Source organism: Roseibium sp. (assembly GCF_965233565.1).
In the GTDB taxonomy this organism is placed as follows: Bacteria; Pseudomonadota; Alphaproteobacteria; order Rhizobiales; family Stappiaceae; genus Roseibium.
On sequence record NZ_OZ247494.1, the window covers coordinates 3,412,877 to 3,424,556 of the forward strand.

The following is an 11,680-nucleotide window of genomic DNA, read 5'->3' on the forward strand; positions in this document are numbered from 1 at the left end:
GGGTCAGCCTCCGGCCCGCAGGCGCTCGATTGCCATCAGAACCCGCTCCGGCGTCGCCGGCGCGTCAAGACGCGGGCATTCGCGGTAGTCGGCGACACTGGCGACAGCCATGGAGAGGGCCTCGAAGACCGAAATGCCGAGCATGAAGGGCGGTTCGCCAACGGCCTTGGACCGTTTGATCGTGCGTTCCTTGTTTTCCGACCAGTCCGCGAGGTTGACGTTGAACTGCCGCGGCCGGTCCGAGGCAAGCGGGATCTTGTAGGTGGACGGGGCATGGGTCCGCAGCCGTCCGGCACCGTCCCACCAGAGTTCTTCGGTGGTCAGCCAGCCCATGCCCTGGATGAAGGCGCCTTCCACCTGGCCCTTGTCGAGGATCGGGTTCAGCGACTTGCCGACGTCATGCAGGATGTCCGTGCGTTCGATCCGGTATTCCCCGGTGAGCGTGTCGACCACGACCTCCGAACAGGCGGCGCCATAGGAATAATAATAGAAGGGCCGTCCCTTGCCGGCGGCGCGGTCCCAATGGATCTTCGGCGTCTTGTAGAAGCCGGCGGCCGACAGATGCACCCGCGCCATATAGGCCTGGCGCACCAGGTCGTTGAACGGGATCAGCTCCTGGCCGGCCTGAACCATGTTGTTTGCAAACCGGACATCATCCTGGGCAACGCCATAGGTCTCCGCGGCAAAAGCGGTCAGGCGTTCTTTCAGCTGCTCGGCAGCATTGAGCGCGGCCATGCCATTGAGATCCGTCCCGGAAGAGGCCGCGGTGGCCGAAGTGTTCGGCACTTTTTCCGTCGTGGTCTTCGTGATCTTGATGCGCTCGAAATCGACCTGAAATGCGTCGGCGACAACCTGCGCCACCTTGGTGTTGAGCCCCTGGCCCATTTCGGTGCCACCGTGGTTCAGGTGGATCGAGCCATCATTGTAGATGTGGATCAGTGCGCCGGCCTGATTGTACCAGGTGGCTGTAAAAGAAATGCCGAACTTGACCGGTGTCAGCGCAATGCCCCGCTTGAGAATTGAGGAACGGGCATTGAACTGAAGGATCGCCTCGCGGCGGGCCTGGTACTCGGAGGAGCTTTCGAGCTCACCGATCAGGCGCGGCAAGATGTTGTCCTCGACCTCCTGGTGATAGGGGGTGAGGCAGCGGCCGTCGGTGCGGTCGCCATAAAAATTGGCCTTGCGGATCTCCAGCGGGTCCTTGCCGAGCGCATAGGCGATCTCCTCGATCATGCGCTCCGCCGCAACCACACCCTGCGGTCCGCCGAAGCCGCGAAAGGCGGTGTTGGAGACCGTGTTGGTCTTCATCGGCCGGCTTTTGAGGCGGACATTCGGGTAGAAATAGGCATTGTCGGCGTGAAACAGCGCACGGTCCGTGACCGGGCCGGAGAGGTCCGAGGAATAGCCGCAACGCGCGGCAAACACGCTGTCGACCGCCTGGATGCGGCCGGCGTCGTCAAAGGCGACGTCATAGTCGACCACGAAATCGTGGCGTTTGCCGGTGGCGGTCATGTCCTGGTCGCGGTCCGGGCGGATCTTCACCGGGCGGTTCCACTTCTTCGCGGCCAGGGCGGCCACGGCGCAGAAGAGGTTCATCTGGCTTTCCTTGCCGCCGAAGCCTCCGCCCATGCGGCGCACATTGACGGTGACCGCATTCGACGGCACGCCCAGAACATGGGCCACCATATGCTGGGCTTCGCTTGGATGCTGGGTGGAGCAGTGAACGGCAACATCATCGTCTTCGCCCGGTATGGCAAAGGCGATCTGGCCTTCCAGATACATGTGATCCTGACCGCCAATGGTGATCCGGCCCTTGATCCGGTTGTCTGCCGTCTCAAATGCGGGCGCGATGTCGCCGCGTTCCAGTTTGAGAGGATCGGTGATCAGCGGGTATTCCGCTTCCTGCGCTGCAACCGGATCCAGCGCGTGCGGCAGCACGTCATAGCCGATCTTTGCCAATTCGGCGGCACGCCGTGCGGCGTCGCGGCTTTCGGCGACAACGGCAAACAGCGGCTGGCCGTGAAATTCGGTTTTTTCGGTTGGAAAGACCGGTTCGTCCTGTTTGCCGGTCGGGCTGATGTCGTTGTGGCCTGGAATGTCGTCGGCCGTCAGGACGCCGACAACGCCGGGCGCCGCCAGGACGTCGGCAAGGTCCATCGAGGTGATCAGGCCATGGGCAACGCTGGAAACGCCGAGATAAGCGTGCAGCGTGCCCTGCGGTTCGGCAATGTCGTCGCAATAATCGGCGCGGCCGGTGACGTGTTTTTCGGCGCTGTCATGGCGCCTGTCGGTGTGGACACCGCCGCTGATGGTCTTCTTCGCGTGCTGGATGACGTCGTGTTTCATCGTGTGTGCTCCAGTTACGCGGACAGAAGATCGACCGGCTCGGCGGACTGATCGTCATGGGTCAGGAAAAAACGTTGCAGCAGGTTACGGGCGACGGTCAGCCGGTAATCGGCCGAGGCGCGCCAGTCGCTGAGCGGCGTGAAGTCGGCGCCGAGGGCCAGAGCGGCAGCCTGGAACGATGCCTGGCACCAGGGCTGGCCACGCAGCGCGGCTTCTGCCTTTTCGGCGCGTTTCGGCGTTCCGGCCATGCCGCCGAAGGCCAGCCGGCAGTCGGTGATGCGTCCATCGGCCACCGAGACCGAAAACCCTGCGGCCACGGAGGAAATGTCTTCGTCACGGCGCTTGGAGATCTTGTAGGCGGCGTGCATCCGGCCCTTACGCGACAGAGGGATCAAAATGCTTTCCACGAACTCGCCCGGGGCCCGATCCTGTTTGCCATATTCGATGAAGAAGTCTTCAAGCGGCAGGCTGCGCTGGGCCGTGCCCTTGCGCAGGACAATCTGCGCGCCGAGCGCGATCAGGACGGGGGGCGTATCGCCGATGGGCGAGCCGTTGGCAATGTTGCCGCCGATGGTGCCCATGTTGCGCACCTGCTGCCCGGCGATCCGGTCCCAATAGGCTTTCAGGTGCGGGAAGGCCTCGCACAGGACGTGCTGGGCTTCCGAATAGGTGACACCGGCGCCGATTTCGAGGGCGGTGTCGGTAAGAGTGACCGATTTCAGCTCTTCCAGGTGGCTGATGAAGACGGCCGGGCCGATGGGGCGCATGAACTTGGTGACCCAGAGACCGACATCGGTCGATCCGGCGACAATCGTCGCGTTCGGCTGTTCTTCCAGAACGGTTGCAAAGTCTGCAACGCTCGCCGGCAGGATCGCCTGATTGTCCGCCGGGCCTGTAACCACCCGCTTGCCGTCCTGAAGCGCAGTCAAGCGCTCGGCAATGTCGACGCGTTCCAGTTCCAGGAAGTCGCGTGCCGGTGAGCCATACTGGTTGGCCGCCATGGCAGCTGCAACAATCGGCTGGTAGCCGGTGCAGCGGCAGAGGTTGCCCTGGATCGCGGTCTCGACTTCGGTTTCGCTCGGCTCCGGATTTTCCATCCACAGCGCATAGAGCGACATGACAAAGCCCGGTGTGCAGAAACCGCATTGGCTGCCGTGGTAATCGACCATCGCCTGCTGGATCGGATGCAGGCCGCCGTTTTCACCTCTGAGATGTTCGATGGTGACAACGTGGCAGCCGTCGAGCGATGCCAGAAACCGGATGCAGGCATTGACGGTTTCGTATTTGAGAACGCCATTAGCCAGACGGCCGACCATCACGGTGCAGGCGCCGCAATCCCCTTCGGCGCAGCCTTCCTTGGAGCCGGTCAGGCGGCGCTCCAGGCGCAGGAAGTCAAGCAGGGTCTTGTCAGCTTCAACGTTGCTGACGGAAATGTCGGCACCATTCAGCAGAAACCGGATGTCCGGGCGGTGGGTCATTGCGTCCTCGGGAAAGTTTTCTCTCTCAGCCCGGAACGCTACGCTGCGAGACCCTTGCGAAAAATCCGGTGATTCCGGAAATACTTTCAACAGATCATTGAAAATCGCTATGCGATACTGTCCAACGGGGAATGCGACGAAAGTCGGAGACCCAGTCAAGCTGCTGCAAAGGCACAGGAATTCAAATGAGGGAGCCGGTTCATGTCCTATCTGGAATCCTTGCGCGTGTTCACGCGCGTTGTCGAGCTGGGCAGCATCACCTCAGGCGGACGGGACCTGCGCCTGACGCCGGCGGTCGCCAGCAAACGCATCAAGGAGCTGGAAAAGCACCTGGGTGTGCGCCTCTTCAACCGCACCACGCGCTCTCTGACACCGACCGAGGTCGGCAAGGTGTTCTACGATTACGCGGTCAAGGCGCTGGAATCGATCGAGGACGCGGAGGCGGCCGTCGCCAGCTTTTCCGATACCCCGCGCGGCGTGATCAGAGTGACTGCACCGCTTGGCGCGGGGCGCCGCATCATTGCGCCTTTGGTGCCGCGTTTCGTCGAGCGGTTTCCGGCAACGGAAGTCCACATGCGACTTTCGGACCGCAAGGTCGACATACTCTCCGATGGGCTGGATGTCGCCTTTTTCATCGGCACGCCGCAGGATTCCAACCTGAAACTGCGCAAGATTTCCGATTGCCCGAGGGTTCTTTGCGCGGCACCGGACTATCTGAAACGGCACGGCACGCCGAAAACACCGGACGACCTTCTGTCCGACGACCACAATTGTCTTTTGCTGCGCTATCCGCGCTCGCCGGAATATTTCTGGGTTCTGGACACAGCTGATGGCCCGCGCAAGCTGCAGGTCTCCGGCAACATGGATGCCGACCACGGCGATGTCCTGACCGACTGGGCGCTTGCCGGCCACGGCATCGTCAACAAGCCGCGCTTCGACGTTGCCGCCCATCTGGAGAGCGGGCGCCTGGTCGAGATCCTGACTGAGACGCCGCCGCCGCCAACCATCTTCGGCTGCCTCTATCCCCACCGACGCCTGCAGGACCCGAAGATCCGCCATTTCGTGGATTTCGTGATCGAGAACGCGGATGTGGGCGGATAGGTGAAGTTGCAGAACCAGCCGTAGTCGTCATTGCAGGGCTCGACCCTGCAATCCATGCCGTGGCAGTGCCTGACGTAAGGCCTTTCTGCTTGGAAATGAAACGGCTTGGATCCCATGGTCGAGCCATGGGATGACGTTGATAGGTGCTTTTTTCTGGACGAATGAGGCGAAACGGCACGCGGATGTGGGCGGATAGGTGAAGTTGCAGAACCAGCCGTAGTCGTCATTGCAGGGCTCGACCCTGCAATCCATGCCGTGACAGTGCCTAACGTGAGGCCTTTCTGCTTGGAAAGGAAACGGCATGGATCCCAGGGTCGAGCCATGGGATGACGATGAAAGGTGCTGTTTTTTTTCGACAAGCGAGGCGAAGCGGGACGCGGATGTTGATAACGGAACAAAGCTGGCAGCCAAAACTCGGTGTCGCCCCGGGCGAACGGAAAGAGACCCGGGTCGCGCCCCAGCTTGCCGAACCAAGGTTTCGAGCACTACCTCTCGCTTGTCATCCCGGACGCAGCAAAGCGAAGATCCGGGACCCAGTAACCTCTTCCGCTGGCGAGCAAGTCTCGAAAGCTGCGGCGTACTGGATCCCGGTCTTGTCGCCTTGCGCCAAACCGGGATGACAAGCGAGAGGTTGCCAAACCAAAAAACGCTCCCCGCAAGGAGGAGCGTTTCCAATCACATCGGTGCCCGTGTTCACTGCGAGACGGCCACTCCGAACGGCAGCTGTGCCTGCGCATTCTTGTACCACTGGATGATCTTCTGCCGCTCCTCCTCCTCCATGTAGGAGACATTGGCCGGTGGCATGGCGTTGGTGACGCCGGACTGGAGATAGATCTCCTTGGCAGCCCGCACCACGTCGGCTTCGGTTTCCAGAAGAACGTTCTTCGGCGCCCAGCGAATGCCCTCGTAGAAGGGTTCGCGGGCATGGCACATGCCGCAGCGGCCCGGGACAATGGCCATCACGTCCTCAAACCCGTCGGCCTTGGCAAAGACCTGTTCGGTCGGTGTCAGCTCCCGCGCCTCGGAGGCTTCCCAGCTGCTTTGCTGCAGCGGCGCCATGGAAAGCTGGATGATCGCGACGAAGAGAATCGCGGTGGCGAGCCAGGTCCAGGTCGGGGCCGGTGCGCCGGTGTGCTTGGTGTTGAAATAGTGCCGGATGGTGACACCCATCAGGAACACCAGCGCAGCAATCAGCCAGTTGTATTCGGACGCAAAGGCGAGCGGATAGTGGTTGCTCAGCATCAGGAACACGACCGGCAGGGTCAGGTAGTTGTTGTGGGTGGAGCGCAGCTTGGCGATCTTGCCGTATTTGGCGTCCGGCGTGCGCCCGGCCTTCAAGTCCGCAACAACGATCTTCTGGTTCGGAATGATGATGAAAAACACATTCGCGGTCATGATCGTGGCGGTGAAGGCGCCCAGATGCAGCATCGTCGCCCGGCCGGTGAAGATCTCGTTGTAGCCGTAGCCCATGGCCACCAGCAGAACGAAGAGCAGTACCATCAGAACGGTCGGGCTTTCGCCGAGCCTGGACTTGCACAGCCGGTCATAGATGACCCAGCCAATCGCAAGGGAGCCGCCAGAAATCAGGATGCCCTGCCACAGGGAGAGATCGGCCTTGGTCGGATCGATCAGGTAGAGTTCGCCGCCCACCCAGTAGACGATCATCAGCAGCGCCGCGCCGGAGAGCCAGGTCGTGTAGCTCTCCCATTTGAACCAGACCAGGTGTTCCGGCATGTTTTCCGGGGCGACCAGGAACTTGCGGATATGATAGAAACCGCCGCCATGCACCTGCCATTCCTCGCCATGGGCGCCCTTGGGCAGGTCGGGGGCCTTCTTCAGGCCAAGGTCCAGCGCGACAAAATAAAAGGACGACCCGATCCAGGCCATCGCCGTGATCACGTGCAGCCAGCGCACGGCAAAGGCGATCCAGTCCCAAATGATGGCAATGTCCAGCATTGCAACTCCTCCAAAAACGTTTCGCCCAACCTAGCGCAGGACCGGATTATCTGGTATCTCGGGATAATTCCGAGCAGTTTCAAAAAAAACCGAACAATAAACCGGCTAGAGTGGCCCTCGCATGGCTTACTTAGAAAACATTCGCACCTTTCTGCGCGTCTATGAACTCGGCAACATGTCGGCTGCCGCCCGTGACTTGCGGATCTCATCGGCCGTGGCCTCGTCCCGTGTGTCGCAGCTGGAAGAGCACCTGAATGTGCGCCTGTTCCAGCGCACCACGCGTGCGCTCAGCCCGACCGAACATGGCAATTTGTTCTATCGCGGTGCAACAAAAATCATCGAGGCCGTGGAAGAGGCCGAAGCGGAGATCAGCAATGTTACCCGATCGCCGCGCGGCACGCTGTTCGTGGCCGCGCCGATCGGCATGGGCCAGCGCCTGATCGCGCCGGCAATCCCAACCTTCAAGAAGGCCAATCCGCTGATCGATATCCGCCTGCGCCTTTCGGACCGCAAGGTGGACCTGACCGGGGAAGGCCTGGATGCGGCCTTCTTTCTGGGGACGCCGGAAGACTCCAACCTGAAGATCCGCAAGATCGCGGATTGCAGCCGTATCCTGTGTGCCTCTCCGGACTATCTTGCCCGCAAGGGCATGCCGCAAACCAGCGAGGATCTGGCTTCCGGCCGGCATGACTGTCTCAACATGCGTTATCCCGGCGCACCAGAATTCCAGTGGCCGCTGCAGACCGAAGCCGGTGTCAAGCGCGTCGCGGTTTCGGGGCCGTTTGAATCCGACCATGGCGACGTTCTGACCGGCTGGGCGCTGGAGGGCCACGGGATTGTCTTGAAGCCGGTGTTCGAAGTCGCCGATCATCTCGCCAATGGCCGGTTGGTCCCCGTCCTTGAAAACGAGCCGCCCATCCCTGTCCAGATGGCGTGCCTTTACACCCACCGCCGCCGTCAGGATCCGAAGGTGCGCCTGTTTCTGGATTTCATGGTTGCCCAGATTCAGAGGGCGCTGTCTGAGATGCCAGGGCGGTAGGCAAAGCTGCTGGTCCGACGCTTTTACAAAACAGTCAAAGACAATTGAAACCAGATGCTTGATGCGTTTGCCGGCATGAAGACAGGTGCGTCGTTTCGGCCGCGCTAGGTAATCTATTTTGCAAATTGATGCAGGAATTTGCAATTTTCTGCAGAATCATGCAATCTAAAGCAATGCTAGATCTGAACAATCCCCATACCCGCCAAAAAATGCTGCGCGAGCGCCTCGATCTGGGAACACCACTCGTCGCGGCCGCGCTTGCGGAAGAGCTCGGCATCTCGGTCGATACGATCCGCAGGGACCTGATCGCCATGGAAGAGACCGGACTGGTGCGACGCGTGCGCGGCGGGGCGATCCCGGTCACCCGTTCCTCGCCGTCATATGCCGAACGGGCAGAGGCACCGGATCCCGGTATCACGCAGCTTGCTGCGAAGGCGGCTGGGCTGATCGAAAACGAAGCGACTCTCTTTCTCGACGCGGGAACGACCATGAATGCCGTTGCGGTGCAGTTGCCGGAGGCGTTTTCAGGGCTTGTGGTGACACCGGCGCCTTCCGTTGCGTTGGCGGCGCTCAACCGCGGCGCCAGAGTGCAGCTCATCGGGGGAGAGCTTTGCCCGGAAGGTGCAATGGCGACCGGCGGAGCGGCGGAACGGGCCGTCAGCGCATTTTCAGCCGATCTCTGTCTGCTCGGCGCCTGCGGATTGTGGCCGGATTTCGGGCTAAGCGCGGAAAACGGCGCGGAAGCCGGTGTCAAACGGGCCATGGCAATGGCAGCCGCCCGCGCGATTGTTGTGACGTCGTCTGCGAAGCTGGAACGGCGCGGCCGGTATCGGGTTCTGGAATTGAACGAGATCGACGGTCTCGTCACAAACGGTTCTTCCGACAAGCTGGATGCATTCCGGGCCGCTGGTGTCGAGGTGACCTGTGTCTGATTTTGTTACCGGCCGGACAACCGGGTTCGGGCCTCTTCGTGCGGATGCCGAGTGGCGGGCAGTTGTTGCCGCTTTCGCATTCAACGGCCTTCTGTTCGGCGCCTGGGCGGCCAGAGTTCCGACATTCAAAGCTCACTTTGAGCTCAGCGCGGGAACGCTCGGCCTGTTGCTGCTGGCGCTTGCCGCCGGGGCGATTGTGTCTTTCCCATTTGCCGGCAGCCTGTCGGAACGTTGGGGGGCGGACCGGCTCACCGTGCGCAGTGCTTTGGCATACGGGCCTGCGCTCATCGGCATTGCGCTTGCGCCCGACGTGTTTCTCCTTGGCGCGGCACTGTTTCTGTTCGGTGCGCTTCACGGTGCCATGGATGTTGCGATGAACGGCTGGGGCGCCCGGGTCGAGACCCGCTTGCGGCGAAGCACGATGTCCGTGTTTCACGCAATGTTCAGTCTCGGGGCCGGGCTCGGTGCAGCGAGCGGCTTTATGGCGGTGAATTTCGGTTTCGGTCCCCTGGCGCATTTCACCGCCATTGCCGCCTTTGGCGGCGGTGCGGCGCTGCTCTTCATGGTTCCGGTACAGACCAAGGCGCCGCCGGCTGGTCCAGAGGGTGGTTCGAAATCCCTGCTGTCCTTACCTTCGGGCGCCTTATGCCTGGTTGGGCTGATCGCCTTTTCCGTGGCGATCGGCGAAGGCGCCATGGCCGACTGGAGCGCGGTTTTTCTGCATGCCGTCATCGATGCGTTGGAAGCACAGGCGGCGCTCGGCTACGCAGCGTTCAGTGCCGCGATGGTGCTGACCCGGTTCAGCGGCGGTGTTCTCGTGGAGCGCCTCGGGTCGGTGGTGACGACCCGCCTCAGCGGTGCCACGGCATTTGCAGGTCTGATGATCATTGTCGTCACCCAGTCCTTTTGGATTGCGCTGTCGGGATTTGCCCTCGTGGGCGTCGGATATGCCGTGGTGATGCCGCTCGTCTTTTCCCGCGCCGCCGCCGATCCGGTCATTCGCCCGGGGCCGGCCATCGCGAGCGTCGCGACCCTGAGTTATGGCGGCATGCTGCTCGGCCCGCCAGTCGTCGGCTTCATTGCTCAGATTTCGAGCCTGCGGGTGTCTTTCATGGCCCTTGCGCTGCTGGCGCTGCTAGCAGTTCTGCTGGCAAGCCAGCTTCGGGTGAAGGCACGTCCCTGACCCTATGCGGCAAAAACCTGAGGCCTTAGCACGGACTTAAAACCGTCTTGCGACCGGGATATACCATTGCAGCCAAATGATACTGATTGCTGTTGTCTCGATCCCGTAGAGCTGTCTCCCGGTCCATGTCTACCTACCGTTCCTATATCCTCTGCACGTCCCCTCGAAGCGGCAGCACGCTGCTTTGCAAGCTGCTGTCGGCGACCGGTGTCGCCGGTCATCCGGGCTCTCATTTCCACGAACCTTCTCTGGAGGCCTGGCTGGCATATTTCGGGCTGCCGGTTGTTGCCGGGGAAGCGGAGCCGGTCACTCTGCGACGCGTTTTTGCCGCGGCGATCCATAAGGGGCGCAACGGGACGGATCTCTATGGTCTGCGGTTGCAGCGGCACAGCTTTGATTTTTTCATGAAGAAGCTGGCCGTTCTTTTTAGTGGTTCGGCGACAGACCTTGAGCGTCTGGACAAGGCCTTTGGCAAAACCCTGTTCATTCACCTCACCCGGCAGGACAAGGTGGAACAGGCGGTGTCTTATGTGAAGGCCGAACAATCCGGGCTTTGGCACAAGGCGCCGGATGGCACCGAGCTGGAACGTCTCTCCGAACCGAAAGAGCCGGAATATGACTTTAAGGCGATCGAAGCCTCCTATGACCGTTTTATCGCGTTTGATCGGGATTGGCTGACCTGGTTCGAACACCAGCGCATTCAACCGCTTCGGATCACCTACGAGGACCTGTCTGGGCATCCGCAACGGGAGTTGGCAAGGGTTCTGACGAGGCTCGGCCTTGATGCGGAAAAAGCCGCTGGGGTGACACCGGGTGTCGCCAAACTGGCGGACGCCGTCAGCGCGGAGTGGGCCGACAGATTTCGGCAGACGCTGGACGAGGCTGAAAACTCAGCTCAACCAGCGACGTCATCCTGAGGAGCCGAGTAGCGGCGTCTCGAAGGATCGGGTGCGTGCACCGAGGTGCTGTTGTCGATCCTTCGAGACGGGCCTCTGGCCCTCCTGAGGATGAAGCTGAGTGTGTCGTGAGCGCCTGTGGTGTGTGATGGAAGAGCTCCAAGGCACTCCCACTAACTCCCCCGATAGGTCGAGAAGCTGTAGGGCGAAACCAGCAGCGGCACGTGGTAATGCGCCTCTTCCGACATGCCGAAGCGCAGGGGCACCGTGTCGAGGAACTTCGGCTCCGGCAGGTCGATGCCTGCGGCATCAAAATAGGCGCCGACATGAAAGACCAGCTCGTAGCTGCCGGTCTTGAACTCGTCCTGCGGCAGGATGTGGCTGTCGGTGCGGCCGTCGTCATTGGTCACGAGGCTGCGCAGATAGGTGCGGGTGTCGCCCGAAATTGCATAGAGATCGATCTTGATGCCCTTGCCAGGACAGCCCTGGGCCGTGTCAAGGACGTGGGTCGTCAGAAATCCGGCCATGTGGGCCTCCTTCCAGAAAATATGTTTGGCACATGATGAGCCGAGCCGAAGGGGCAGGGCACCCGTGGTTCTCCGAAAGCACTTTCTAAAAAGTCAAGAAAGTCATCGGGATTGTTCTGATTTATAAGAAGACAGCATACCAATCGTTGAATAGGGCATAGTCTCAGCCTGTTTCAAATCATTGGTATCACGAGGAGGTCCCGTCTTGAATCGTTATTCCCG

At 61.1% G+C, this 11,680-nt stretch carries 9 protein-coding genes; 5 read left to right on the plus strand and 4 right to left on the minus strand.

Annotation, left to right across the window (positions count from 1 at the left end):
* Positions 1-3 precede the first annotated feature (3 nt).
* Positions 4-2,346: a xanthine dehydrogenase molybdopterin binding subunit gene (xdhB, locus tag ACO6TG_RS15805; RefSeq protein ID WP_422374073.1), complete on the minus strand. Its 2,343-nt coding sequence runs from the start codon at positions 2,344-2,346 to the stop codon at positions 4-6.
* Between the two features lie 14 nt (positions 2,347-2,360).
* Positions 2,361-3,824: a xanthine dehydrogenase small subunit gene (gene xdhA, locus ACO6TG_RS15810; protein ID WP_422374074.1), complete on the minus strand. Its 1,464-nt coding sequence runs from the start codon at positions 3,822-3,824 to the stop codon at positions 2,361-2,363.
* 201 nt (positions 3,825-4,025) lie between these two features.
* Between xdhA and ACO6TG_RS15815 the strand changes: the two genes are divergently transcribed.
* Positions 4,026-4,925 carry a LysR substrate-binding domain-containing protein gene (locus ACO6TG_RS15815; RefSeq protein WP_422374075.1) on the plus strand — a complete coding sequence of 300 codons (900 nt, stop codon included), beginning with the start codon at positions 4,026-4,028 and terminating at the stop codon, positions 4,923-4,925.
* A 693-nt stretch (positions 4,926-5,618) separates the two neighbouring features.
* Here the strand turns inward: ACO6TG_RS15815 and ACO6TG_RS15820 are convergent.
* A complete protein-coding gene (locus ACO6TG_RS15820; RefSeq protein WP_422374076.1) occupies positions 5,619-6,881 on the minus strand; it encodes a urate hydroxylase PuuD in 1,263 nt (420 codons plus the stop codon).
* Positions 6,882-7,002: 121 nt separating this feature from the next.
* Between ACO6TG_RS15820 and ACO6TG_RS15825 the strand changes: the two genes are divergently transcribed.
* From ACO6TG_RS15825 to ACO6TG_RS15840, 4 genes are all read left to right on the plus strand, one after another.
* Positions 7,003-7,920 (plus strand): LysR family transcriptional regulator, encoded by a 918-nt coding sequence (locus ACO6TG_RS15825; RefSeq protein ID WP_422374077.1) that lies wholly within the window; start codon positions 7,003-7,005, stop codon positions 7,918-7,920.
* 173 nt (positions 7,921-8,093) lie between these two features.
* Positions 8,094-8,852 (plus strand): DeoR/GlpR family DNA-binding transcription regulator, encoded by a 759-nt coding sequence (locus tag ACO6TG_RS15830; protein WP_422374078.1) that lies wholly within the window; start codon positions 8,094-8,096, stop codon positions 8,850-8,852.
* On the plus strand, positions 8,845-10,035 hold the full coding sequence (locus ACO6TG_RS15835) for an MFS transporter (protein WP_422374079.1): 1,191 nt from the start codon (positions 8,845-8,847) through the stop codon (positions 10,033-10,035). Before ACO6TG_RS15830 ends, ACO6TG_RS15835 begins: the two co-directional genes overlap by 8 nt.
* A 125-nt stretch (positions 10,036-10,160) precedes the next feature.
* Complete coding sequence (locus ACO6TG_RS15840; protein ID WP_422374080.1) at positions 10,161-10,952, plus strand: Stf0 family sulfotransferase; 792 nt, start codon at positions 10,161-10,163, stop codon at positions 10,950-10,952.
* A gap of 152 nt (positions 10,953-11,104) precedes the next feature.
* Here the strand turns inward: ACO6TG_RS15840 and uraH are convergent, their stop codons facing one another.
* Positions 11,105-11,458 carry a hydroxyisourate hydrolase gene (gene uraH, locus ACO6TG_RS15845; RefSeq protein ID WP_422374081.1) on the minus strand — a complete coding sequence of 118 codons (354 nt, stop codon included), beginning with the start codon at positions 11,456-11,458 and terminating at the stop codon, positions 11,105-11,107.
* Between the last annotated feature and the right edge of the window lie 222 nt (positions 11,459-11,680).